The organism is Collinsella aerofaciens (genome assembly GCF_040926405.1).
GTDB lineage: Bacteria > Actinomycetota > Coriobacteriia > Coriobacteriales > Coriobacteriaceae > Collinsella.
Genome location: NZ_JBCOIG010000005.1, coordinates 68314 through 94497, shown reverse-complemented (window position 1 = coordinate 94497; position 26184 = coordinate 68314). Strand labels below are relative to the sequence as shown.

Genomic DNA, 26184 nt, shown 5'->3' with positions numbered 1-26184 from the left:
AAACCTTATGCCCCGCCCCTCCGGAGCCACACGGGAGCCAGGTTAACTAATTCGGTCCCGGCATTCAGAAAAGTCGGTGCAGCAAAATGGCGATGCAGATGGTGCGAATAAGAAAGGGGCACGTTGCTGAAACGTGCCCCTTATAAGTGGGGTATGAGGCTAGCGCTCGTAGATTAAGTTACCTGCCAGGTAGGTGGCCTGAACCTTGGTGGCTTGGAGCTCTTGGGGGTCAACGGCGAGCGGGTTTTGGTCCAGGACTACCAGGTCGGCATACTTGCCCGGCTCCAAGCTGCCGAGGTTTTGCTCGTCGCCCGCTGCATAGGCGCTGCCCAGGGTGTAGTTGCGCAGGGCCGTTGCTGCATCGATGCGCTCGCTCGGCAACCAGCCGCCCTCGGGCCAGTGGCTTTTGGGGTCCTGGCGCGTGATAGCCGTGTAGAGCACGTTCATGCTGGTAACGGGCGTGATAGGGCTGTCAGTACCGAAGGCTTGGCGAATGCCGCGCTGCTTATAGGTCGCAAACGGCCACATGATGCGGCTGCGCTCCAAGCCCAGATCGCGCTCCGGTCCACCCGGGTCGAGCGTAATGTGGCAGGGCTGGCTCGAAGCAACCACGTTGAGTTTGCGTAGGCGGTCGATGTCCTCGGGCAGAAGGTTCTCCAGGTGCTCGAGCGTATTATGGCCGCGCTGGGGCAGGCCGTACAGGTCGGCGGCCTCCTCGAAGATATCCAGCGCGGCATGAATCGCACCGTCACCAATGACGTGGATGCGCACGGTGTGGCCTCGCTCCGCGGCCGCCAGAACCAGCTTGCGCATGCGCTCAGCCGGGACCGTCAGACGGCCCTGGTCGCCCGGGAAGCGCGGATTGGTATAGGGCTCGGTGAGATATGCCGTGTGTTCGCTCGACACGCCGTCGAAGAACTGCTTAAAACCCGGCGCCGAAAGCAGTGCGTTGTTCGCGTAACGTACCTGCAGCTCTTCTAGACGCGACTGGTCATCCAGCAGCGTGGGGAACAGATGGGCACGAATGCCCAGCTTGCCGGCCGTCTGCAGTTTGTCGTAGACATCGTCGCGGATAAAATCGCAGCCCGGCATGGGCATGAGCGACATATCGCAGATCGAGGTGATACCCTGCTCGGCCATGCGCCTCATTTGATCGGCGTAGGCGCTTGCGATGCGATCTTCGCCCAGCCACTCAAGGCAGCGCGGCAACAGCTGCATGGCAGCCGCTTCGTGCGCAATGCCCGTGAGCTCGCCGTTTGCGTCCTTGTCGTAGCTGCCGCCCGCCGGTGGCTCGCTGTCGCGCGTGACGCCGAGTGCATCGAGTGCGCGGCTGTTGAGCCACAGCGTGTGGCCGTCGCCCGAGTACATGACGCAGGGACGATCGGGGAATGCTGCATCGAGGGAGGCCTTGGTAGGATGCTCGGGCGGATCCCAACGGTAGTCGCGCCAACCCTGGGTCACGACCCAGGCATCATCTGGCAAGCCTTGGGAAAACTCGAGCGCATGCTGCACCAATGCCGCCTCGGACGTGCCCATATCCATGAGCATGTACGGCGAGGAACCGACCGAGGTATGGAAGAAGTGCAGGTGCGCGTCATGGAAACCGGGACAGACATACTGCTCGCCGTAGTCGACCACCGGCGTGGCGGCAGGTGCGGCGGCAATCACGTCATCGGGCGCTCCGACTGCGACGATGCGATCGCCCGCGATGGCGATCGCCAACTCGCGGGCGGTATCGATGCCGTCTTGGGCGGTAAAGACGTTCTTGGAGCGGATAATCCGATCGATATGTTGCATGGGCGTCCCCATCTCTGGCAGGAAATTCAACACCCCCGAGTGTACTCCCCCGCCCTTGTAACAAAACCCCAAGCGGCAAACGGCAACTTTACCAGCCCTAGCGGCAGGTGGCATACTGGAGAGAGCCTGTACGATTTTGCGATCGAGCCAGCAAGGAGCAAATCGACCATGACGAAGACCAAGGCACAGCAGATTATGGCGGCAACCGAGGTTCGCGCGGCAGACGACGTTACCGCGGCCATCCAGGATATCGCCGCCGAGTTTGAACCCTATATCATCAAGCAGCGCCGGCACTTCCATAAGCACCCGGAGCTGAGCCTTGCCGAGGAGCGCACGACTTCCGACATCGCCAACCAGCTTGACGCCATGAATATCCCCTACGAGCGCCCGCTCAAGACGGGCCTGGTGGCGACGCTCCGCGGTACCGCGCCCGATGCCTACCGCGAGGACGGCACGCCGCGCCGCCGTATCCTGCTGCGCGCCGATATCGACGCCCTGCCTGTCACCGAGCAGACCGGCGAGGAGTTCGCCAGCGTCAACGAGGGCAGCATGCACGCCTGCGGTCACGACTGCCATATCGCCATGATGCTCGGCACGCTGCAGATTCTGCGCCACATGACCGATGACATCCACGGCGAGATTCGCATCGTATTCCAGCCCAGCGAGGAAAACGGCCAGGGAGCCAAGCTCATGATTGGCACGGGTGTGCTCGACGGCGTCGACGGCGCCTACGCCGCGCACATCTGGAGCGAGGTCGACGCCGGCACCGTGAGCTGCGAGCCCGGCCCGCGCATGGCAAACACCGACTGGTTCCGCATCGACGTCCGCGGCACCTCGTGCCATGGCGCCATGCCCCAGCGCGGCCACGACGCCGTTATGGTTGCCGCCGAAATCGTCAACGCCCTGCAGACCATCGTCTCGCGCGAGATTAGCCCCTACGAACCCGCCGTCATCACCGTCGGCGAACTGCACGGCGGCACCGCGCGCAACGTTATCGCCGGCACGGCGTACCTCGCCGGCACGGTGCGTACCTATGGCGACAAGACGCATGAGGAGATGCCCGAGCTTATGCGCCGCATCGTGGAGCACACTGCGGCGGCCCTGGGCGCCGAGGCCGAACTCACCGACTACACCATCGCCAACTACAAGGTCGAAAACGATGCCGCCTCGAGCGAGCGCTGCCGCCAAGCCGTGCTCAAGTGCCTGGGTCCCGCGGGCGAGGGCCATTACCGCGGCACGCTTTCGGGCGAAGACTTCTCGGAGTACCTGCGCCGTGTGCCGGGCGTGCTCGCCTTTGTTGGCACGCGCAACCCCCAGATTGGCGCCACCTATGCCCAGCACTCCTGCTTCTACAAGATCGACGAGAGCGTACTCGCCAAGGGCTCCATGGTAGCCGCTCAGTATGCCATCGACTTTTTGGCCGAGCCCACGCAAGAAGAGCTCGACGGCCCCACGATCGCCGCAGTTGCCGAGACCAATCCCGACCTGGCAGCCAAGCTGCGCTCTGCCAAGGCAACGGCCGCCGAGGCCCGCGACGCCGTGCACGACGCCCGCACCGCCCGCCATGCCGCCATCAAGGGCATCCACGATGCCCGTACCGCTGCTCGCCACGAAGAGAAGCACAGCGAGTAATCGTCGCGCATCCACAACCATCTGGCTATAACAAAGTGGGGGCGAACGTTATTCCAGCGTTCGCCCCCACTTATGTTTCGCCAGCATTTTCGAACCCATCCCCCATCACGACAGGTGAGTGCGCAGGAAGGTGAGCCATCGTGGTTGTTCGAGGTGGATGATATCGGTGGGAACTCCGGCGGGAGCGTGCCCACCAAAAAGCAGGCCCGCGTCTGCCGGGTTGATAAGGCGCACGATCCATACGGCAACGACCAGCACGCACAGAACAATAACCGCAATGTCGATGCCGCGCTTTAGCTTGCTCGACGTCACCTCCTCGCGCACGAACGCGAGCACAAACGCAATCGGCACCACCCAAAACAGCGGATGGTAGGCAAAGGCCGCCGCAAAATCGAGGCGCAGTGCTGCCAGCCAGGCCCTCGTCATGCCACATCCCGGACAGGGAATGCCCGTCATCAGGCGAAACACGCAGCCGATATCGAGCAGGTAGAGTGCGAGCCAGGCGACAAAGAGCGCGCCGATGCAAGAAAGGGCGCGGCGAATGAGTTCCGCCGCGCCCTTATGTCCCTGGGAGCTGTTCACGCCGCTCTTATCGTTAGGCACGAGCGCCAAGACGGACGTTGTAAGCCGTTGCCATGGCATTGGTATTCTTGATGATGATGTTCATGGCAAAGATGGGGCCAAGGCCGCACAGCAGCGCGCCGACGATCTGCCACATAAGAACGGTGGTACCGTTCTCCTGGAACATCAGGCCATAGCGAGGAGCATTAGCCTGCAGGCGGTTACCGATCTTGTAGTACCAGTAGAGTGCGTAGAAGCCGCAGGTCACGAACGACAGCAGGATAAATGCTGCCAGACCCGGCGTGGAATCGCCGTCGCCCTGGCACATGACATTGATGTCGCGGGCGAGGCAATAGAGGAAGTAATATGAATAGATGCCGCAGGTCACGATGGAAAGCAGGAGCCAGCCGATCACGCCACGGTCGGTTTTAATCGGAGTATAGCCCATCGGGGCGGGTGCAGGCTGCTGAGCATACTGCTGCTGACCGGTGTACTGCTGCTGCCCGGCGTACTGCTGCTGAGGCTGAGGCTGAACTGCCTGAACCGGAGTGGGCTGAATCTGCGTGGGCTGCGGAGCAGGCTGGGGCTGAGGTGCAGGCTGCGGCGCGGGCTGCGGAGCAGGAGCAGCGGAAGCGGCACCGACGGCAGAACCGCAGACAGGGCAGAATTTGGCATCATCCGAAATGGGAGAACCACAAGTGGGACAGAACATAAGCTTCTCCTTTTCCTAAGGCGTTGCACGCCTTCAAACCTTACACGTCTATGTTCTCAACAATAGCCGCGACGTTGTTGCGCAACATTGGCCAATTTCCGAGAAATTTTGCTGCAACCGTTTTCCCAGGCATTTTCTTGCTTCCGCAGTAGAAAAAGGCACCCCGGGCTCAGTTGCCCAGGGCGCCTCGACCGACTATTCGGTTTGATTGTTTTCGGCAGCAGGATTATCGCCCGGCTCTTCCGCCGGCGTGGCAACGGCATTCCAATCGGGCTCCGCAGGCGTCGCCTCGGGCGCCGGGGCAGGTGCCGGAGCAGGCGCGGGCGCAGGTGCAGGCGCAGGTGCAGGTGCAGGGGCAGGGGCAGGTGCCGGGGCAGGCGCAGCACCAGTGGCGGCCGTGGGGTTGAATCCCGCAGGAGTAGGCTTCTTCTCACCCGGGAGCACAAACGTCAGGACATCGTCGGCATCCTCATCGGCCCACTCGCTGGCATGACGTGCCGCCCAATAGCCAACGGCGCGATACTTGAGCATCTTGCCAAACACAGTCAGGAACACCGTGACGAAGGCAATGATCATCAAGAACAGAATGAGCGTAATGCCACCGCCCTCGATGATTGCCTCAAGACCCGTGGGGCGGTAGTAATAGCTATACATACCAAACGTAGCAATGGCGCCGAAGATGGCGGTGAAGATCCACGTGATGATGTGCGACACGATGCCCGTCAAAAACTCGGGGAGAATCGATGCGCAGAACAACTTGCCCAGGTTGGCCTTATAGGACTTCCAAACCTTCTCAAGCGAGAACGCACTCTCCACGCGCCCGACGACGGCAAAGTGCATCACGGCAGCATCACCAAACATCTTAAAGAAGATGCCCAGTACCACCGACACGATCATGGCAAAGACGAGCAGGCCCATCGAGCCGAAGAGTGCGGCCTCGAGACCGCTCGAACCGTTGTAATAGTACGAGCCGACGGCACCGATCACGACGCTCTCGATAGCCGAGAAGATCACGCCGATCACTGGGATAATGGCAACGAACTCGAGCACACCGGTAATGACGGACGAGAAGATACCCAATCCAAACGAGGTCGAGCGCAACAGCGGACGCTCCATGCCGTTATCATCCTTGAGCGACAGGTCACGACCCCACTCGATAGCAAAACCGGCACCGCACACGCTTGCCACGTACGCAAGCAAAAAGCCAATGGCCGCTGCGATACCGCCGATAACGGGGATGAACAGCACCAGCACCGACACGACGCAAATCAGCGCCGGCAAAAAGGCAATCTGACATACGCGAACCAGGGCGCCGGGAACCTTAAGCATATCGTTGAAAGCCTGCGCCATGCAGCCCTTGGGCACGTTCATAGCCGGCTGGGGCGCAACGAACGGCTGCGGCTGCGGCTGGGCAAACGGCTGACCCTGCTGCTGAGGTTGAGCTTGCGGAGCGGGACCGGCGGCCTTGACCTCGGTATTAGGGGCACCGCACACGCCGCAGAACTTGTCGTTATCGCCCATGGGGGCGCCACACTGCGAACAGAACATCGAAATCATCCCTTCGTATCTAGAGCGAATCACCTGGATCGCAAACGATGTCTTTGGCATCATTATCGCCCAATGTGGGGACAAATACCCCAAGATGACCGATTTGCAACGCAGCCGGCTTTATTCAATGATTCGAAGGGTACGCCCGGGCTAGTTCGTGCCGCGGAAGCCCTTGCCGACGATTTCGGAGCTATCGACGATGGTGATGAAGGCGCCAGGGTCAATCTCGCGGGCATAGCGGCGCAGTTGCACTGCCTCGCGACGGCTCAGCACGCTCATGATCACCGTGACGCACTTGCCCGAGAAAGCGCCGTAGCCACGGCTGATCGTTGCCGTGCGGTTGAGATGCTTGACGATAAACTCCTCGACCTTAAGGGGCTCGGAGCAAATGATCGTACAGACCTTACGAAGGTGAATGCTCTCGATAGCCTTGTCGACCACAAGCGTCTTGGCAAACAGGCCAAGCACGCAGTACAGACCGACGCGCGGGCCATACAGGAAAGCCGCAATGGTCACGATGCCGATATCGACCAGCAACAGGGCACGGCCGATCTCGAGCGTCGTGCGGCGCTTGAGGATCATGGCAAGGATGTCAGTGCCGCCCGTCGAGGCGCCAATGTCAAAGACAATGGCACTGCCCAGCGCCGGCAAGATGACGGCAAAACACAGGTCGAGCCACATATCGCCCGTCATCGAAACATCCGACGGAATGAAGAGCTCAAACAGCGAGACGTAGGCCGAAAGCGCAAACGAGGCAAAGACGCTCCAAAGGATTGCCTTGCGCTCCAAAAAGATAAAACCCAGGATGACCAGGACCGCGTTGATAATCCACATAAATACGCCGACGGGCAGAGTCGGGAACAGCGTGGAAAGAATGACCGACACGCCCGAGGTGCCGCCGAAGGCAAAGTGATTGGGCGTTTTGAAAGCCACGATGGCGAACGCCGTGAGGACCAGGCCCAGATTGAGCTCGGCAAAAAAGCGCGGAAAGCCTGGTTCCTGGCTGCGCTTGCGGCCGGCGCGCTCGCCACGTTCGATATCCTCGCGACCGACAACGCGCTCCATCGGCACCACCGGAGGACGATGCATCTCCTCGGCGGCACGCGACGCCGCCTCTGCCGCAGCGGCTTCAATCGCCCATGCCTTGCTTTCGGTCTCATGTTCGTCGGCCATTACGGCAACCCCTCGTTAACAATTTGGAAACAATGCGCCCATTAGGGTAACGCGGAACGCGAAGATTGCAACCCTTAGTTAGACGAGCGGTATGCCTGCATCGGGGGCATATAGAAAACGGTCGACCGCACCTTTGCTTGCGCGGTCGACCGTTTAGCGTTTTCGCAGGTAAAACCTATCGAAACAAACCTGTCCCTATTTGGTAGGTTACTCGTGCTGGCTGGTGCGGTGCTCGTACTCCTCGGGGGTGATGACATCCTCGATGCGCAGGTTGACGCCTGCCACCTCAAGGCCGGTCATCGCGGCCAGACGCTCGGTGACGCGCGCCTTAACGTCGTCAAAGATCGCAGGCGCATAGGCGCCGTACTCGATGATGACCGAGATGTTGACGACCACGCGGTTGTCATCGGTGACCTCGACCGTCACGCCCTTGGTCAGGTTCTCGGCACCAAACTGCTCCTGCACAAAGTGCATGAGGTTGCCCTTCATGCCCAGGACGTGCGGCACCTCGCGGGTGGCCATGGCGACGATCTTCTCGATCACGCCGTTGGAATAGGTCAGCGAGTCCTCGGACTCGTCTGTTTCCTCATCATCCTCGTCCGCATCATCGGCGGGCTCGGCCTCGACGAGTGCCTCGTCCTCGAGCGTTACGTCCTCGGCCTCGGAGGTGACGGTCTCGTCTGCCTCGAGCTCGGTATCGGCCACATCGACCTTCGTGTTAAAAGCCATGGTTCCTCCTTATGCCTGCCGCAGATGCGACAGTCGAATACATATTAGCGGCCGCTAAACAGACGGCCGAAGAAGTTGACGATACCGTTCTCGCCGTCGCGAATCTGGCCGATCACGGCGCCAATCAGCACAAAGAATGCGATGACGAGCGTGTCCCACAGGCCCAACGTAAGTACCAGCACGGCGAGGATAAAGCCAGCCACGGCGCCGAGCGTAGTGTTGGGGTGGCGCACGGCGTAGCTCCAGATAGCAGCGCCCGTACCTTTGATGAGACCCATGGCCTCGTCAAAGTCGTTGACGGCGCTGTCGTGCTGCTCGCCGGCCTCAGGCTTGGTGTCGGCGGACTCGCCTGCTGGCGTAGCGTTCTGGTCGATCGTCAGGCGCGGCGTGCGGGCGGTCTTGTCTTGGTTGGTATCACTCACCGGAAACCTCCACGGTCTGGACGGTAGTCTTGGACGGCAAAAAACGGACGCGCGCGGTCGTGCCCGGCGTGCCGAGCATGGTGTCGCAGGCCTTCTCGATGCGCTGCTGCATCGAGGTGGCAAGGGAGACGACGTCCTTATCATCGAGCGCGATGGCCTCGACCTTAAAACGAACGCGGGACTCGTCGGGGCCTTGAACGCGTGCCTCGATATGCTCAACCATCACGCGATCATCGCACTCCGCCGCGGCACGGGCGCACGAGGAAAGCGCTGCGAGCGTAACCTCGATATTGCGCTCCCCCGCCGGATGCACGCAGGACGGCTCGCGACGCGCGAACATCAGGCGGAAAAAACCGATGAGCACGCCAAGTGCCACGATAGCAGTACACACCGTAACGACGACGCGAGGCATGGTGTCACGCAACAGCAACATAATGCGATACGTATACGGTCCCCAGAACTGGCAGACAAGCGCACCCAGCGCCACGATGGAGGCGGCAAGATACACGATCGCTAGGGCTCGTTTGAGTACGCGCACGCGCGCTCCCTTCAGGTTTCGGTCCACAGAATGCAAAACGATTCGCATCATTATAAAAGAGCCGGGTCCGGTGCCATACGCACGCGGATCCGGCTCATCTATTCCACGAGGCTTGCATGCTCGTTTCATTATGCCCAGATATGCACGGCTCAATCCGTGCGGGCGCTACTCCTCCTCGAGGGCAGCGATGACCTCGTCGGTCATGTCCATGGTGCTGTAGACGTCCTGGACGTCGTCGAGCTCCTCAAGACGGTCGATGAGGCGCTGAACCTTCTTGGCGTCGGCACCGGAGACCTCGGTCGGGGTAGTCGGGACCATGGTGGTCTCGGAGCCCTTGACCTGGACGCCCTGCTCCTCGAGCGCCTTGGAGACAGCCATGACCTCGTTGGCAGTAGTCCAGACGATCCACTCCTCGCCGGCGTCCTCGTAGTCCTCGCCACCGGCCTCGGCGATGGCCATCATGAACTCATCCTCGTCACCGGCAGCACCGTTGGCGATCATGGTCTCCTTCTTGGCGTTCTCGTCCAGGATCTCCTTGGCGACGACGATCTGGCCCTTGCGCTCAAACTGGAAGGCGACGGAGCCGGAGGTGCCCAGGTTGCCACCAGCGTGGGAAAAGGCGGAACGGACGTCGGCAGCGGTGCGGTTGCGGTTGTCGGTCAGGCAGTCGACGTAGACGGCGACACCGGCGGGACCGTAGCCCTCGTACACGATGTTCTCGTAGACGGCGGCGTCGGCACCCGAACCAAAGGCCTTATCGATAGCGGACTTGATCTTGTCCTTAGGCATGGACTGAGCCTTAGCCTTGGCGACGGCAGCGGCGAGGCTGGCGTTGTTCTCGGGCAGCGGATCGCCACCGAGACGGGCAGCAACGGTGATGTTGCGGCTGAGCTTGGAGAAGAGGGCGGAACGCTTGGCGTCCTGCGCGCCCTTACGATGCTTGGTTGTGGCCCACTTAGAGTGTCCGGACATACGTGTCTCCTATCGGTTTCGACCTAAAGCCCAACGCAGATGCTCGGGCAATATAAACAAACGTCGTTATGATATACCTACCGGCCTGCAAGATAAACCCCAAAATGAAGGCGTCGTGATGATGCAGCCCCTTGGCACAAAGCAGCCTGACCCCAATGCACCAATCTTTGGTTAGGTCCACAGAAGGTCGCTGCGGGTGATCGTGGCACCGATGGCAAAAGGCATGCATGCAATGACTGGGTACAGGTAGCGCATGTAGGTCGATCCGTTACATGGACCGATCAGGCACACGGCGAGCACACCCAGCAGCGGTATCCAGATGGCCAGCGCACGCCACGAATGGCGGCGCAACAGGTAGACCACCACGACGATCATGATCCACACGTAGGTGGCCGAGCTCATGGTGAGCGAGATAAACGGAATGCGCTGCACCGCCACGCGGTACAGGTTAATCAGGTGGTCGCACCAGCGCACGACCTTGCTATCGACCGGATGGAAGTCAAAGTACTTGAGGTTATCGGGCTTAGCCATGATCTCGGCACTGCGTGCCGTGCTGTAGACCCATGCATCACGAGCACTCGGATAGAAGTACCCGTAGTAGTTATTGACGAGTGCCGAAATATAGCACTCGGGGTCCTTTTTGAACATCTGGGCCCACACCTCAAAATAGGCCTTGATGTCCTCCTGCGAGGCGTACTCATTGAAGCAGTTTTTGACGGCATCCGACTTGTCGGGGTTGTAGCGACGGCCCAGGTTCTCGTACTTAAGCACCCGATCGATCACAGCGTGCTCCTCATCGGTCACCAAGCCGTCGCAGGGAGCTTCTTCAATCGTGCCATCGTCTTTGACCTTGGGGTTAACGCCCGAATTAAGGCCGTCGTGCTTTTGGACGAAGCGTGCCGTCTGTTGAAACGGAATCGAGAGGATCTCGCGCTTGGAGCCCGGCGTGATATCGTGCGCCGGCATAAATACCTTGGTGAAATACATGTTGGAGACAAGGCAGAGCGCAAGCACTGCGAGCACGCCGACCCAGCGGAAGCGCGGCGTGGCGTACGAGGGCGTGACGCCAGACTGTTTGGCCACACGACGGGCCACATGCGCGTCCCAGGCGCAAAACGCCGCCGCAATCACGCAGGCCGCCAACGGAAAGACCAGGCCGCCATTGCGCAAAAACGTGGAACCCATAGCACCCAGCACGAGCAACAGCCAGTCATGGCGCGCAAAGAGCACGGGCTTCTGTTCGCCCGCACGCTCGGCATTGGCATCGCGACGGGGTAGGCCACATGCCACGAGCTTGACGGTCTGAACGAGCAGTACCAAAAACGCATCGGCAAAAAGTACATCTTTGGTCAGCAGCACCGTGTAGTTGGAGAACATCGGCATAAACGCAAAGAACAGCAAGATGACGCCGCGGACCGGCAGGCTCACGCCCAGCTTGCGCAGCGACGATATGGAATAGGACATGCAGGCGGCGGTGATGACGAATTGGGCACAAGTGTAGATGGCAAGGCCCGCATTGGCACTGTTAAATAGCGAAAGCCCCAGCTGCACACACGAGCCGATGATGGCCGTGTGCACCACCGGATGATGTCCGTTGAGTAGCACGTTGGGGTTAAGCAGGCGTAGGTAATCGCTCGTGCCGTTGGGGTAGTTGAACCATTGGCGGACCTGCGCGCCCGTGTCTCCCATAAAGAGGCCGGGCAGCGAGGCGATAAGCGTGGGCGCCCAGACAATCATGAGCACAAGAAACGGCCCGACAAAGGGATGAACCGAGAGCACGGCGTGGACAACACGCCACACGCGGCCAAAATGCGCCTCCGAAAACGGAATGCGGCGGGAGCCCAACCAATCCAAAAACTCAAAAGCCAGATAGAAGGCCACAATCGCCAGAAGCATCCAGCCCGCGCCACCAATCCAGGCGCAGATAACGCGTGCCTTGTCGCCCAGCACAATCTCAGCCGAATCGGTGAGGTCGTAGCTACGGCCGAACACCATGCAAACGGCAAAGAACAGCGATGGCAGCACGACCGACGGGCGCCAAGCGTCACCGCGGCCAAAGAACACATAGCGAAACGGCAGTGTGAGCAAACAGGCAAGCGCGAGCAGCATCACTGCGTCGGTATGGCCGGCAAACGAGAGAAGCACCTCGTAGCACACGTAGAGCGCGCCCGTCGCCTTGGGATCGATCGCCAGGACCGCATTGCTCGACACCGGGGCGGGATCGATGGAAAACGCCGTGGTCGCCAGCAGGGCGAGCAAAAATGCGATGAGCGTCTGTTTGGCGGGATAGCGCTTAAACCAAACGATGCGGGCGGCGTCACGCGCAGCCGTTGCGGAGAGGTCGGAATCCTTCACAGTCCGAATAGCCTTTCTAGAAACCTGCCAAAAAGGGACAGGTTTATTTTGGCAGGTTTTATCTGGGGAAACGTTACGGTTCTGTCATCGTTGCCCGGCAAAACCACCACCAAGGTGCCTGCCCCTTTGCGGTGGCATGTGGTGGCTAGACGTCGAGGTAGATGCGCTGGGGACGGTCGCGACGAAGGGCAAAGATGATGAGCGCCAGGCCCGCAATCACGAGTGGCAGGCTCAGTAGCTGACCCATGGTGATGACGCCGCCCAGCAGATAGCCCAGCTGGGCATCGGGTACGCGCACAAACTCAATGAGGAAGCGGACGATGCCGTAACCCATCACAAACACACCCATAAACGTACCCTGGGGCAGCAGTGGTTTTTTGCGGCTGAGCACCTGCAGAATGCAGAAGAGCACGATGCCCTCGAGAAATGCCTCGTAGAGTTGGGATGGATGGCGCGGCATATCGCCCGCGGTGCCGCCAAAGATCACGCCCCAGGGCAGATCGGTCGGCTTGCCCCACAGCTCGCCGTTGACAAAGTTGGCGCAGCGCCCCAGGCACAGGGCCAGCGGAGCACCGATGACCGCGAGGTCTGCCAAAGTCCACGCATCGAGCTTGTACATGCGGCACACGAGCACGCCGCCGATGATGCCGCCCACCAGGCCACCATGAAAACTCATGCCGCCCTCGTTGGTGGCAAAGATCTCGAGCGGATGCGTCCAGTAGTAGCCGTCGCCGTAGAAAATGACGTAGAACAGGCGGGCGCCAATGATAAGGCCAAAGACCACGCCGACCACGACGCTCGTCAGGTCGTCGACCGTAATGTCAAAACCCCAACGGCGCTGCGTGCGATACATGACGACCGCCGTGAGCAGGGCGCCGACCACATAAGCCAGACCATACCAGTAAATCGTGATGGGCCCCGCCGAAATCGCGACGGGATCAAGCATATGGTAGAAGTCGTTGAGCATATCGGTCCCCCTGCTCCCTACATACAAATGCGGCCGCGGGCCTTTCGCTCGCAGCCGCATATTTGGGCGTAACGTCTATGCGGAGCGCACCGTCCGCAGCTTTCGCATCTTAAAACGGCGCGTACTCGTCGTACAGGTCCTCGGCCTCGCCGGAAGCATTGACCTGCTCAACGCGGGTAACGCCGGGCACATGCTCCTTCAGGATACGCTCGATACCCATGGAAAGGGTTAGCGAGCTCATGGGGCAGCCGGCGCAGGCGCCCTGCAGCTCCAGCTTGACGACACCCTCGTCGTCGACGCCCACATACTCCATATCGCCGCCATCGGCCTGCAGGTTGGGGCGGATCTCTTCAAGAACCTTCTTAAGCAGCTCTTCGTTAACAGCCACAGGGGCTCCTTTCTCACAATAACGCGGGCACGCCCGCGGACAGGGGCTATGTTACTACAGCCATGTACCCGCTTAGGCGCCAGCCATGCGCGCGGACACGACTTTCACGAGTAGTCAATTTGGGACGGGGCTTTTTTAGCTGCTTTTGCCGACGCCCGGCGCTAGCACACGCTGCCGCTACTGCTGAGTTTGTTCCCCGGTGCCGATGTGGACATCGACGATAACCTGGCGGTAGCTAATGCCGCAGGAGTCGAGAATGCGACGGCTGATGCGGCCGTCGTCGGTGTCGGCGTACTTATTGTCCAGGTAGACAACCTCGCCCACACCTACCTGCGCCAGGATTTTGGCGCAGTCATGACACGGGAACAGCGTGACGTAGACCGTGGAACCCTCAAGGTCTTTGAGCGAGCCGCGGTAGTTGAGCACGGCGTTGGCTTCGGCATGGACTACGTAGTTATGCTTGTCCTGCAGCGGGTCATCGCTCGTGCCCCACGGGAAAAAGTCGTCGTTGAGTGCCGAGGGCGTACCGTTGTAGCCCACCGAAAGGATACGGTGGTTGGTGCTGGCGATGCACGCGCCCACCTGCGTATTGGGATCCTTGCTGCGGCGCTGCGCGGCGATGGCCACGCTCATAAAGAACTCGTCCCAGCTAATAACGTCGCGGCGCTTGCCCGACGCAGTTTGATGAAGATCGTCCGACATGGCAGACACCTCCGAAATCGCAATAGTTTGACCCATTGTAGCAGGTGAAAGGTGGGGCTGCTTCCCCCGCCGACGTCCTCGGCTTTATGCGCGACGAGGCTTTTGGTTGATGCGATACAGCTCAGCGAGACCCCGCAGTGTCAGTGCGTCGTCTACCGTCAGGCTGTGGCCGACCAACGCCGCGAGCGCCTCGGCATCGTCGCCGGTAATGACAATGGGCACGCTGCCCTCCCCCGCCGCCTTGGTCGCGCGCATCTCGGCAAGCACCATGTCGAGCATGCCGTCGATGCGGGCCACCTCGCCCAAGACCACGCCCGAGCGCATGGCCTCGCGTGTGTTGCGACCGATCACATGCGTGGGTGCCGAGGGCTCGACCTGCGGCAGGCGCGCCGCAGCGGCCGAAAGCGAGCGGGCGCCAAGTGCCAGACCCGGCGCGATGACGCCGCCGACAAAGGTTCCGTGCACATCGATGACCTCGATATTGGTCGTCGTGCCCAGGTCGATTACGATGCAGGGCGAGCCGTAGACGGCGCGGGCTGCCACGGCGTCGGCGATGCGGTCGGGACCGATCTCGGCCGGGTCATCGTAGTGCACGGGCATGCCGGTCTTGAGGCCCGGCCCCACGGTGAGCACGCGCCCCGTGCAGGTGCGGGAAAGCGCCGCCTTCCACGGGCGCTCGAGCGCCGGCACCACGCAGCTCAGCACTGCGGCTGCGGGAACGAGCGCACCCGGCATGCCCGCATCGGCTGACAGCGCGCCCATGACCTGCGCGAGCCTCATGCGCGCCTCGTCGGCTGTGATGCTCGACGGCGTCGTGATCTCGCACGTCGCAAGCGGGCATTCCTGCGCCGCGGCCGAATCCTCGGCAAACAGGCCAAAGCGAATGAACGTGTTGCCCACGTCGACCGTCAATATGTATGCGCACCCATTAAGCATCGTCGGCGCTCCTTTCGTCTGCCCAGCAGTATATCGCCTCCCTAAACCAGTCATCCCAAAATGACTAGCTTGCGGCTATACTGGTGCGCGGTCGTGCGCGAGCTCACGCGGCGGCCCTTGGTAACCCGACTTCCCGCGCCGTATCCGTAGCGGCGCTTGCGGGGGAAGCGGATATACGCAAAGGAGTTCTATATGAACAATCCCTCGAACCGCACCTCGATGCGCGGTCAACTCACGCTGCGCGGCGTCGTCATCGGCGTCCTTGGCTGCGTGATCATCACGGCAAGCTCGGCCTACACCGCCCTCAAGATGGGCGCCCTCCCCTGGCCGATCATTTTCGCTGCCGTCATTTCGCTGTTCTTCCTGAAACTCATGGGCAACGCCAGCCTCAACGAGGCCAACGTCACCCACACCATCATGTCCGCAGGCGCCATGGTCGCTGGCGGTCTGGCGTTTACCATCCCGGGCGCCTGGATGCTGGGCTATGCCGACCAGATCAGTTGGCTCGACATGTTTATCGTGGCACTCGCCGGCACTATCCTAGGCCTGCTGGCCACGGCACTCATCCACCGTCACTTTATCGTGGACGCCGCGCTTGAGTTCCCCACCGGCAACGCCGCAGCTCAGACCCTGCGCGCAACCGAGGCCGGCGGCAAGACCGGCAAGCAGCTCTTTGGCTCCATGGCCATCGCCGGCATCTACAGCGTGCTGCGCGACGCTCTGGGCGTGGTGCCCAGCATGCTGTGTACGCTCAATATCCCCGGCGTGACCTTTGCCATCTATAACTCGCCCATGTTGCTGTCCATCGGCTTTTTGGTGGGCTTCGCCCCCGTCGCGTTCTGGTTTGCCGGCGCGCTGCTGGGCAACTTTGGCATCATTGTCGGCGGCACCGCTGCCGGTCTGTTTGACGTTATGACCGCACAGGGCATTGTTAAGTCCCTGGGTATGGGCCTCATGATGGGCTTTGGCGTCGCCGTCGTCCTCAAGGACATCCTGCCGCAGGTCGTCGGTATCGTCCGCGGCCTCGCCGCCGACAGCTCCACCGACACCGACGAGCAGTCGCTCATCTCGGGCTCCCTTAAGCTCGACGCCGGTATCATCGGCCTGGGCGCTGCCGCCATCGCCGTGATCGTTGCCATCGTACTCGATCTTGGCCCCGTTCCAGCCGTCATCGTCACGCTGTTCACCTTTGTCACCACCATCATGAGCGCGCAGAGCTGCGGCCAGACGGGTATCGACCCCATGGAGATCTTTGGCCTCATCGTCATGCTCATCGTGGCTGCCTTCGCGCAGCTCGCGCAGGTCAAGCTGTTCTTCATCGCCGGCATCGTGGCCGTGGCGTGCGGCCTTGCGGGCGACGTCATGAACGACTTTAAGGCCGGCGCCGTGCTGGGCACCAACCCGCGTGCGCAGTGGATCGGCCAGGCCATCGGCGGCATCGTGGGCGCCCTGGTCGCTGCCGCCGTCATGGTCGCGCTCGTCACTGCCTATGGTCCGGACGCCTTTGGCCCCGACAAGAGCTTCGTTGCCGCGCAGGCAAGCGTGGTCGCCACCATGGTCTCGGGCATCCCGAGCGTGCCGTGGTTCGCAGGCGGCTTTATCGCCGGCATCGTCATGTACTGGCTCGGCATTCCGGCCATGATGATCGGCCTGGGCGTGTACCTGCCGTTCTATATGTCGCTCACGGCTTTCCTGGGCTCCTGCGTTAAGCTCGCCTACGACAAGTGGGCCGCTCACCGCGACGCCGCCGCCGGTCTTTCGGACGAGGAGAAGGCCGCCAAGGATGCCGCCTTCCAGGAGCAGGGCCTGGTTGTTGCCAGCGGCCTGCTGGGCGGCGAGTCCATCGTCGGCGTTATCCTGGCGTTTGTCTCCGTCGGTCTGAGCCTGCTGGGATAAACCCAACAACAACGTACCCGTACAGAGCGCGGGGTCGGAGACCATCCGGCCCCGCACTTTTTGTCTATTTGACTCTTATGATCCTCACGGCGTTTTTAGTCATGCCGATTGGCCTGACTTCCAGGTCAACAAACCCTGTCTGACACCTCGCTCAACGCGGTGTAGAGTAAAGACGACGGGCGGGATACGCGGCACGTGCCAGAACGAGGTGGACATGGAACTCGATAAACAACAGATCAAGCGACTGCGCGAACGCCATCATCGGCGCCATGGCATCCGCCCCGCCCACAGCGAGGCCATGGAGAACGCAAGCCGCTTTCTAAAGCAGGCATTCAACATTCGCGAGGGACGCGCGCCCTATCACGTGATTCGCAAGCGCTTTGTAAACGGGGCGCGCCTGACTGGCTCGCACTTATGCATCCTGATCATTGCCATGTTGATTGCGAGCATCGGCCTCGATATCGACTCAGATATCGCCATTGTAGGCGCCATGCTCATCTGCCCGCTCATGGGCTCGGTCCTTGCCATGGCATACGGCATCGCCACGCTCGACCGCGAGATTACCGTCGAGGCCATCGCGAGCTTGGCTCTACAGATGGCCTTTTGCCTGGTCACGTCCACGTTGTATTTTAAGCTCTCGCCCCTTGGCACCACCACGGCCGCCATCATCGACAATTCGACACCGACTGTGTGGGACCTTGCCGTCGCACTCGCAGGCGGCTTTGCGGGTGGCCTGGGCAACTCGCGCGACCAGGAACCCGCCACGCTCATCGCCGGCGTGGCTGTGGCGACTGCGCTCATGCCGCCCCTGTGCGCGGCGGGCTATGGCATCGCCATCGCAAGCGGGTCGCTGTTTCTCTCGGCGTTTTATGAGTTTGGCATCAACGTGGTCTTTATCGCACTGGCCGCCGAAGCCGTACTGCTTCTTTTGCGCGTGCCGCTCAAGCGCGACCTCAACGGCGACGGTATTGTGACTGCTGAAGAAAACGCCGAGGTCAACGAGTTATCACGCAAGGTGCGCCGCCGCATCATTGTGGGCACGGTAGTCTTTGCCATCCCCTGCATCGTTATGACGGCGGGGTCTATTGGCTCGGCGCAGGCCGGCGTGCAGGACGGCTACGGCGTCACCGAAACCACGCGCGAGCTTGCGGCGGTGCTGCCAGGCTTTAAGGATTACACCGTCGCCGTCGAGACCTCGGCCACCGAAGGCGACGAGGAGGGCATCGTCGAGCGCGAGATCGTCGCCCATGTGACGACAAGCGAGGCGCTCGGGGCACACGACCGCCACGTCGCTCGCAAGCTCATTGACCTCAACGTACCCGAACTCGATCGCGTGGAGTTTGATGTGAAGTGATGCGGGGCGGGATGAATGCTCGTACGGACGCAAGCTACGACGAGGCGCAGACGCGATACGGACACGAGCAAATAGCGGGGTGCAGTTTACACCCGCACCCCGCTCACTGTTTTATTGCCGTGAATCAACTGTCCGGATCGACATCGCCAGACTCCACTGTAAACGCCGGACCGGTACTCACCAGATAAAAACGGGTCACCCTGGTATCTCTAAATAGATAGAGCTGGCCCTGCTCGCGTCGGCGTGACATATACGCCACGTGGACCGTACCGAATTCTTCGCCGTTTTCCTTCTTTAATATCAGGATGTTGGGGTCATCCGTACGCTTAAACTGCCCATCTGTGCAGATTCCGTCTTGGTCGACCAGCTGCCATCGACAGTTGTCCTCCTCAAGAAAAGCCAGGGTTTCCCGACTCGTTTTGTCATCCCGATAGTAACCGTCAATGGCAAACCCTTCGGAAGCGCATTCCTGCATATAGGACGTTTCTCGGCTTATAGCAAACAGCCCTGTAGCGCCCAGGAGCACAGCCAGGCAGACCACTGCAAGGGCTATCGAAATAGCACTGCGACCCATAGTTAGCCCAACCGATAGTTGTTTAACGGAGCGCGAAACATACCCGGAACCTCCGATATCAGGGGGGGGACGTCGCCAGCAGGCTGGCGACAACTATATGTTTCTGACATCAAACCATATGGCCGCCACTCGCGGAGGGGGCATCGGCGAACGGCGTGTTTTCATACTCCATTGGTCAAACCTAAGCACAGCCCTACAGCTCGTACTTGTACACGCGGTAGATGTACTTTTCGGCTTCCATCTCGTAGGTGGCGATGGGCAGTCCGTAGCGGTCGTACTCGATAAAGGTCTTGGCCTGGCCCGATGCCACGAGCATGCTATTTGAATCACCAACGCGCTGCGCACTGCTCACATAGCCCGAAAACGGCACGGCGATCTGGTCTTCGAGCTCGTAGGTGCGCGCCGTCTCGTCCACTGTAAAGATGCGCCCAAACGAATGCGTGCCCTCGTTGTAGTCGGTCACCACCGCGGCGCCCAGCTGGCCCCAGTCGAACTTGGGATAGCTTTCGGCCGCACCAAAGTTGTTGTCGTACAGCAGCACCTGGTAGCGACCGGTCGTTGCCGTGTCAGAACTCGACAGATACGTCATACTGTGCTGGCCCGCGTTGAGCGAAAAATCGCCCTGGGCTTGCAGCAGCTTGTCCTCAAAGCCCGAGCCGGCCCATTGTCACTCCTTTCTATTTCTGGGTCCATCTTCTCACTGTTGGCGGCCGAAAATGATCCGTTTTCCTCCGTCCCCGAGGGATCATTTTTTAGTACTTGAAGAAGCCCTCGCCCGAGCTTTCGCCCAGCTTACCTTCGTCGAGCATTTTCTTGAGGACGGACGCCATAGCCTTAAAGTTGTAGGGCATCATCATCTTTTTGAGCAGCGGGCTCACCAGGCCCGGGACCTTCTGATACTGCATGACGATGTTGTAGGCCGTCTTGATGCCCACCGTGTCGAATACGCGAAACGGACCCTTGGGAGCGCCGGTGCCGCGCGTCCATGCGAGGTCGATACTCTTGGGGTCACTCACGCCCGAGACATACAGGTCAAGGCCCGAGAGCAGCCACGGCACCAGCATAGAGTTGAGCAGGTAACCGTTCTTTTCCTTGTTGACGGGAAGTGCCAGCATGCGAATGTCGTTGGCGAAGTCGACGAGCTCGTCGAAGTAGCGCTTGTCAGTTTGGCTCTGGGCCATGACCTCGGTCATGTTGTTCTTCCAGATGGAATTGGCAAAGTGCAGCGACAGGTACTTCTCGGGGCGGCCGGTGTACTTGGCAAAGGTGCTCGGCAGCAGCGTAGAGGAGTTCGTTACGACAACGGTCTTTTGCGGGAGGACCGGGGCGAGCTTCTTGTAGAAGTCGATCTTTGCCTGAGTGTCCTCAGCCATAGACTCGATGACCAGGTCGGCGTCGGCCACTGCCTTGGCAAGATCGAGCTCCAGCTTGAGCGTGGAGTAAGCACGCTCAACGGCGGCGAGTGCCGCTTCCTTGTCGAAGGGCTGGTCGCTGTCGGCGATGCCGGCACACCACTCGCCCGTACCGTCCGCCATGCCCTCGATGGCAGCGATGTACTCCTCGCGAACATGATCGATCTTGGGCTGGGTGCGGCCGATGCTGCCCTCGCTGCGCAGCCAAATCGTTACATCAAAGCCGCAGTAGGCTGCCTGAAAGGCAATCTGGCTTCCCAGCACGCCGCCGCCGGCAACGCAAACGGTCTTGTAGCTCATAGGAACAGTTCTCTCTTACGTAATTCCATAGATGTGTATTTATTCAACCGTATGGAGGCTACGAGCCGGGGGTTGGTTCTATAAACGGACGGTATTTTGCGGCGAACGGCTACACCTGTTCATTATCTCAGGGTTCCGAGGGCGATTTTTTGTGCCACCGAGACGCCGTTTTCGGAAGTATGCGGCAAATTTTGAAACTCTCGAGCACACCCCCGTTTTCCGTTAATAAAACCGCAGGTACAGAGCTTGGACATATCCGGTGTGCTCGGCCTATTCAGATTTTGCCGCATACTTCCGGAATCTAAGTTCGCAAGGGGTGATAGCTGGGGCGTTTACGCAACATATGTCCAGCAAAACGGGTGGTAGCCGATACGGCCGCCACCCGTTTGTCTTATATCTGGCTCGAAGTAGGCCAACTACTTCTTAATGCCGCGTCCCAGGCGCTCAGCGACCGACGCCACGGCACTCTCGTCGACCGAGCCGCAGCTCACGCAGCCGTCATGGGCACGCATCTGGCCGGTGACCTCGTCCATCGCGAGCGGCGCCACCTTCTCAAGCTTAAAGCCCTTACCGGCGCGCATGTTCTCCTTGGCCACGCTGATCATGAGCTTAATGCGGTTGAGCTGGTTGACCTCGGATGCGCCGGGGTCGTAGTCCACCGCGACGATGTTGCTCTCGGGGTGCTGACGGCGCAGCTCCTTGATCACGGCCTTGCCCACCACGTGGTTGGGCAGGCACGCGAAGGGCTGCGTGCAGATGATGTTGGGCGCACCGTGGTCAATCAGATCGAGCATCTCGGCCGTGAGCAGCCACCCCTCGCCCATGTTGTTGCACACCGAAAGCACCGTACGGGCCTTGTCCGCCATGGTGCCGATGCGCTCGGGCGCCTCAAAGCGGCGGGACTTTTCGAGCATCTCCTCCACCGGCGTGCGCATCCAGTCCACGAGCTTGATGAGCGCCTGCATACCAGCGCGCGTGGTAGCAGAGCTACCCAGCTCGTCCTTCTGCAGCTCGGCATTGCTCATGGAGTACAGGAAGAAGTCAAGCAGTCCCGGCACCACAGCCTCACAGCCCTCGCGCTCAATGACATCGACAACGTGGTTGTTGGCCGTGGGATGGAACTTGACCAAGATCTCGCCAACCACGCCCACGCGCGGCTTGGTGCCCTCGCCCACGAGCGGCATGGTGTCGAACGCGCGGATGGCCTCACGCGCAAGCTTGGTGTAGTTGTGCCTGTTGAACTTAGGCGCCAGCTTGCGGGCGCGCGCCATGTACTCCTCGTAGAGCGCGTTGGCGGCACCGGGCGTGGCCTCGTACGGGCGGCAACGGTAGAGCATCTGCATCATCACGTCGCCAAAGAGCACCGCGTAGACTGCCTGTTTAAGCAGCGCCGGCGTAATCTTAAAGCCGGGGTTGTCCTCGCCGAGCGCCACGGCCGAAAGCGAGATCACCGGAATCTCGGGGTGGCCGCTCTCGCGCAGGGCCTTGCGGATGAGCGCGATGTAGTTGGTGGCACGGCAGCCGCCGCCGGTCTGGCTGATGACCACGGCCGTCTTGGACAGGTCGTACCGACCGCTCTCGATGGCCTCCATGATCTGGCCCGTCACCAGGATCGACGGATAGCAAATATCGTTGTTCACGTAGCGCAGGCCGGCCTCGACGGCATCGTGGTCAGTCGAGGGCAGCAGTTCCAAGTTATAGCCAGCACCGCGGAACACCTCTTTGACCAGGTCAAAGTGGATCGGCGCCATCTGCGGGCACAGGATGGTGTAGCCCTCCTCGCGCATCTGCTCGGTAAAGGGCACCTTGGGCCATGCGGTCGAAGCACTCTTGCGCTGCGCCTCGAACGTGTACTTGCGGCTCGCGAACGCGGGGGCATCCGTGGAGGGCGCCACCGGCGCGGCATCGCCCTGCTCGTAGGCCTCGCCCGCGGCCGTGGCCTCGGCCAAGCGCTCGGCCTCCTGGTCCTTGAGCGCTGCCATGAGCGAGCGAATACGGATACGCGCGGCGCCCAAGTTGGACACCTCGTCAATCTTGAGCACGGTGTAGATCTTGCCGCTGGCCTCAAGGATTTCCTGCACCTGGTCGGTAGTCAGGGCATCGAGACCGCAGCCGAAGGAGTTGAGCTGGATCAGGTCCAGGTCGTTGCGCATCGTCACAAAGCGGGCGACGGCGTACAGGCGGCTGTGGTACATCCACTGGTCGACGACGCGAATCGGACGCTCGGGCTTTACCAGGTGCGCGAGCGAATCCTCGGTAAAGACCGCAAAGCCAAAGCTCGAGATAAGCTCGGGCAGGGCGTGGTTGATCTCGGGGTCGTTATGGTAGGGACGGCCGGCGAGCACAATGCCGTGGCCGCCGTGGTCCTCGACCCACTTAAGAGCCTCCTCGCCCATGGTCTGGATGTCCTCGTGGAAACGCGCATCGGCCTCGTAGGCGGCGTTGACGGCGGCATCGACCTCGGAACGCGTGATCTTGGGTCCACGCACACGACCGCGACCGGCCTCAGCATCGGCCACACGGTCGACGGCGAGCACCTGGTACAGACGGCGCTTGAGCTCGGTCTTGTCGTGATAGGGCACAAACGGGTACAGGAACTCGATGTTCTGCTCGCGAATCTCGTCGATATTGAGCGCCAGCGCCGTGGGGTAGCTCATGACAATGGGGCAGTTGTAACAGTTGCCGGCGGTCGGATCCTCCTTGCGCTCCCAGCGCACGCACGGCATCCAAATGAAGTCGACATCGCGGTCGATGAGGTTCATCACGTGGCCGTGGCTCATCTTGGCCGGATAGCACACGCTCTCGGACGGCATGGACTCGATGCCCGCCTGGTAAGTCTTTTTGCTCGACTGGTCGGACAGCTGCACGCTAAAGCCCAGGCGCGTAAAGAACGCATGCCAGAAGGGGTAGTTCTCGTACATGTTGAGCGCGCGCGGGATGCCGACGGTGCCGCGCGGGGCCTCGTCGGGGCTCAGGATCTCGCGGTTAAAGAGCAGCTCGTTTTTCTTTTTGAAGAGGTTGGGGGCCTCAGTCTTCTGCTTTTTGTGGCCAGCGCCCTTCTCGCAGCGGTTGCCGGTAATGAAGCGCCTGCCGCCGCCAAAGTCGTTGACGGTAAGCTGGCAGTTGTTAGAGCAACGGCCGCAGCGGACATGCTTTTGCGTCACGGTGAGGTGCGCGATGTCCTCGGCCGAAAGAATGGTCGAAGTGCCGTCGGCACCGGCGCGATCGCGGGCGAGCAGGGCCGCACCGTAGGCGCCCATGCAGCCGGCAATGTCGGGACGCACGGCATGAACGCCGGTGAGCTGCTCAAACGCGCGCAGCGTGGCATCGGACATAAAGGTGCCGCCCTGGACAATCACCTGGCTGCCGATCTCCTTGGGGTCGCGCAGCTTAATGACCTTGAAGAGGGCATTCTTGATGACGGAATAGGACAGGCCGGCCGCGATGTCGCCCACCGTGGCGCCTTCCTTTTGCGCCTGCTTGACGCGCGAGTTCATAAAGACCGTGCAGCGGCTGCCCAAATCAACCGGGGCCTTGGCATGGATGGCAGCGTCGGCAAATGCGCGCACGTCCATGTTCATAGACACGGCGAAGCTCTCGATAAAGCTGCCGCAACCCGACGAGCAGGCTTCGTTGAGCATGATGTGCTCGATCACGCCGTCCTTCACGCGCAGGCACTTCATGTCCTGGCCGCCGATGTCCAGGATGAACTCGACACCCGGCAGGAACGCCTTGGCGCCGCGCAGGTGCGCGACGGTCTCGATCTCGCCGGAGTCGGCCTTGAGTGCCTCGATGAGCAATGCCTCGCCATAGCCCGTGGTGGTCACGTGGCCGATGGTGCAGCCGGCGGGGATATGGTTGTAGAAATCGGCCATGATGACCTTGGCCGTGCCCAGGATGTCACCGTTGTTATTGCCGTACCAGGTGTGCAGCAGCTGGCCGTCCTCGCCCACGAGTGCGGCCTTCATGGTGGTGGAGCCGGCGTCGATGCCAATGAACACGCGGCCGGTGTAGCCGTCGAGCTTGCCCTTGGGGACGACCTCGGTGTCGTGGCGGCTCTTGAACTCGGCAAAGTCCTCGTCGGTGGCAAAGAGCGGGTCCAGGCGCTCGACCTCGGCACCCTGCGTGTCACCCAGGCTGTCGATGGCATCGATGAGCCGCGGGAACGTGCTGAGCTTGTTGGACTCGTGCGCCATGGCGGCACCGCTCGCCACAAACAGGTGGGCGTTTTGGGGCACGATGCGGTGCTCCTCGTCCAGGTTGAGCGTGAGGTAGAAGCGGTGGCGCAGCTCGGAGAGGTACTGCAGCGGGCCGCCCAGGAAGGCAACGTTGCCGCGGATGGGACGGCCGCACGCCAGGCCCGAGATGGTCTGGGTCACGACGGCCTGGAAGATGGACGCGGCGACGTCCTCGGGGCGGGCGCCCTCGTTGAGCAGCGGCTGCACGTCGGTCTTCGCAAAGACGCCGCAACGGCTGGCGATGGGATAGATGGTGGTGGCGTTGGCCGCGAGCTCGTTGAGGCCGCTGGCATCGGTGTGCAGCAGGGTGGCCATCTGATCGATGAAGGCGCCCGTGCCGCCGGCGCAGGTGCCGTTCATGCGCTGCTCGATGCCGTTATCGAAGTAGATGATCTTGGCGTCCTCGCCGCCCAGCTCGATGGCGACGTCGGTAGCCGGGATGAGGGTCTCGACGGCGCGCTTGCTGGCGATGACCTCCTGGACAAACTCAAGGTCGAGCCACTGGGACAGCAGCAGGCCACCCGAGCCGGTGATGGCGCAGGTCATCTGTGCCGTCGGCAGCACGGTCGCAGCACCCTCGAACAGGTCGCGGGCGCAGGCACGGACGTCGGTGTGGTGGCGCTGGTACTTGGCGTAAACGATCTGGTTGTCGTCGTTGAGCACGGCGAGCTTGACGGTGGTGGAGCCCACGTCGATGCCCAGGTGCAGGTTGCCGCGGGCGTTCTCGGGGCTGAAGATCGCGCCTTCGGGGGCCTGGGCGGCGGTGGCGGCTACGGGCTCGACGGCGTTGGATGCAGCTGCTTCGGCAGTGAGCGTCTCCCCTGCCGTATTCTTGGCCTCGGCAACCGCCTCGGCGACTTTCTCGGCAGCGGCGGTCGCGGCCTTCTGCGCGGCGTCTGCCACGGCGGGCACGGCCTCGCGCGCGGCGGCGACCATACGGTCCTTAATGCCTTCGACGAGTTTGCTCATCTGTTTCTC

Annotated in this window: 20 protein-coding genes and 1 pseudogene; 3 read left to right on the top strand and 18 right to left on the bottom strand. The window is 61.3% G+C overall.

What is annotated here, in order from left to right:
• Window positions 1-159: 159 nt before the first annotated feature.
• Window positions 160-1797 carry an amidohydrolase gene (locus AB5758_RS03510; protein ID WP_368152596.1) on the bottom strand — a complete coding sequence of 546 codons (1638 nt, stop codon included), beginning with the start codon at window positions 1795-1797 and terminating at the stop codon, window positions 160-162.
• 168 nt (window positions 1798-1965) lie between these two features.
• Here AB5758_RS03510 and AB5758_RS03505 point away from each other — a divergent pair, with 168 nt between their 5' ends.
• Window positions 1966-3429 carry a M20 family metallopeptidase gene (locus AB5758_RS03505; RefSeq protein ID WP_368141678.1) on the top strand — a complete coding sequence of 488 codons (1464 nt, stop codon included), beginning with the start codon at window positions 1966-1968 and terminating at the stop codon, window positions 3427-3429.
• Window positions 3430-3534: 105 nt separating this feature from the next.
• Here AB5758_RS03505 and AB5758_RS03500 read toward each other — a convergent pair whose 3' ends face one another.
• From AB5758_RS03500 to AB5758_RS03440, 13 genes are all read right to left on the bottom strand, one after another.
• Window positions 3535-4032 carry a DUF2752 domain-containing protein gene (locus AB5758_RS03500; RefSeq protein WP_368155372.1) on the bottom strand — a complete coding sequence of 166 codons (498 nt, stop codon included), beginning with the start codon at window positions 4030-4032 and terminating at the stop codon, window positions 3535-3537.
• Entirely contained in the window at window positions 4025-4702 is a 678-nt protein-coding gene (locus AB5758_RS03495; protein WP_368141680.1) for a DUF4234 domain-containing protein, read from the bottom strand. Before AB5758_RS03495 ends, AB5758_RS03500 begins: the two co-directional genes overlap by 8 nt.
• Before the next feature lie 195 nt (window positions 4703-4897).
• Window positions 4898-6250 carry a zinc-ribbon domain-containing protein gene (locus tag AB5758_RS03490; protein ID WP_368141681.1) on the bottom strand — a complete coding sequence of 451 codons (1353 nt, stop codon included), beginning with the start codon at window positions 6248-6250 and terminating at the stop codon, window positions 4898-4900.
• 150 nt (window positions 6251-6400) lie between these two features.
• Window positions 6401-7423, bottom strand: a complete 1023-nt coding sequence (locus tag AB5758_RS03485; RefSeq protein WP_215692734.1) for a YitT family protein — start codon at window positions 7421-7423, stop codon at window positions 6401-6403.
• A gap of 207 nt (window positions 7424-7630) precedes the next feature.
• On the bottom strand, window positions 7631-8152 hold the full coding sequence (locus tag AB5758_RS03480; RefSeq protein WP_368141683.1) for an Asp23/Gls24 family envelope stress response protein: 522 nt from the start codon (window positions 8150-8152) through the stop codon (window positions 7631-7633).
• A 44-nt stretch (window positions 8153-8196) separates the two neighbouring features.
• Window positions 8197-8574 carry a DUF2273 domain-containing protein gene (locus tag AB5758_RS03475; RefSeq protein WP_338404301.1) on the bottom strand — a complete coding sequence of 126 codons (378 nt, stop codon included), beginning with the start codon at window positions 8572-8574 and terminating at the stop codon, window positions 8197-8199.
• Window positions 8567-9112, bottom strand: a complete 546-nt coding sequence (locus tag AB5758_RS03470) for an Asp23/Gls24 family envelope stress response protein (protein WP_368141684.1) — start codon at window positions 9110-9112, stop codon at window positions 8567-8569. Before AB5758_RS03470 ends, AB5758_RS03475 begins: the two co-directional genes overlap by 8 nt.
• A gap of 165 nt (window positions 9113-9277) precedes the next feature.
• The gene (locus AB5758_RS03465; protein ID WP_006234926.1) at window positions 9278-10084 is read right to left on the bottom strand and encodes a YebC/PmpR family DNA-binding transcriptional regulator; all 807 of its coding nucleotides are present in this window, start codon (window positions 10082-10084) and stop codon (window positions 9278-9280) included.
• 171 nt (window positions 10085-10255) lie between these two features.
• Complete coding sequence (locus AB5758_RS03460; protein ID WP_368141686.1) at window positions 10256-12439, bottom strand: DUF6020 family protein; 2184 nt, start codon at window positions 12437-12439, stop codon at window positions 10256-10258.
• A gap of 145 nt (window positions 12440-12584) precedes the next feature.
• A complete protein-coding gene (lgt, locus tag AB5758_RS03455; RefSeq protein ID WP_368141687.1) occupies window positions 12585-13406 on the bottom strand; it encodes a prolipoprotein diacylglyceryl transferase in 822 nt (273 codons plus the stop codon).
• Between the two features lie 109 nt (window positions 13407-13515).
• The gene (locus AB5758_RS03450) at window positions 13516-13794 is read right to left on the bottom strand and encodes a NifU family protein (protein WP_035137589.1); all 279 of its coding nucleotides are present in this window, start codon (window positions 13792-13794) and stop codon (window positions 13516-13518) included.
• Between the two features lie 177 nt (window positions 13795-13971).
• Complete coding sequence (locus AB5758_RS03445) at window positions 13972-14496, bottom strand: deoxycytidylate deaminase (RefSeq protein WP_117847994.1); 525 nt, start codon at window positions 14494-14496, stop codon at window positions 13972-13974.
• A gap of 84 nt (window positions 14497-14580) precedes the next feature.
• Window positions 14581-15432 carry a type III pantothenate kinase gene (locus AB5758_RS03440; RefSeq protein WP_368141689.1) on the bottom strand — a complete coding sequence of 284 codons (852 nt, stop codon included), beginning with the start codon at window positions 15430-15432 and terminating at the stop codon, window positions 14581-14583.
• A 192-nt stretch (window positions 15433-15624) separates the two neighbouring features.
• Here AB5758_RS03440 and AB5758_RS03435 point away from each other — a divergent pair, with 192 nt between their 5' ends.
• Both AB5758_RS03435 and AB5758_RS03430 read left to right on the top strand, forming a co-directional pair.
• A complete protein-coding gene (locus tag AB5758_RS03435) occupies window positions 15625-17328 on the top strand; it encodes an OPT/YSL family transporter (protein WP_368155371.1) in 1704 nt (567 codons plus the stop codon).
• A gap of 214 nt (window positions 17329-17542) precedes the next feature.
• Window positions 17543-18682, top strand: coding sequence for a DUF389 domain-containing protein (locus tag AB5758_RS03430; protein ID WP_368141393.1), 1140 nt, complete (start codon window positions 17543-17545; stop codon window positions 18680-18682).
• Between the two features lie 124 nt (window positions 18683-18806).
• Here the strand turns inward: AB5758_RS03430 and AB5758_RS03425 are convergent, their stop codons facing one another.
• The 4 genes and pseudogenes from AB5758_RS03425 to AB5758_RS03410 all read right to left on the bottom strand — a co-directional run bounded on the left by AB5758_RS03425 (window position 18807) and on the right by AB5758_RS03410 (window position 26175).
• A complete protein-coding gene (locus AB5758_RS03425) occupies window positions 18807-19256 on the bottom strand; it encodes a hypothetical protein (protein ID WP_368137031.1) in 450 nt (149 codons plus the stop codon).
• 193 nt (window positions 19257-19449) lie between these two features.
• Window positions 19450-19908, bottom strand: a pseudogene (locus tag AB5758_RS03420) (aryl-sulfate sulfotransferase); the annotation flags it as partial.
• A 100-nt stretch (window positions 19909-20008) separates the two neighbouring features.
• Window positions 20009-20968 (bottom strand): 3-hydroxyacyl-CoA dehydrogenase, encoded by a 960-nt coding sequence (locus AB5758_RS03415; RefSeq protein ID WP_368141394.1) that lies wholly within the window; start codon window positions 20966-20968, stop codon window positions 20009-20011.
• Between the two features lie 416 nt (window positions 20969-21384).
• Entirely contained in the window at window positions 21385-26175 is a 4791-nt protein-coding gene (locus AB5758_RS03410) for an acyl-CoA dehydratase activase-related protein (RefSeq protein WP_368141395.1), read from the bottom strand.
• Window positions 26176-26184: the final 9 nt, after the last annotated feature.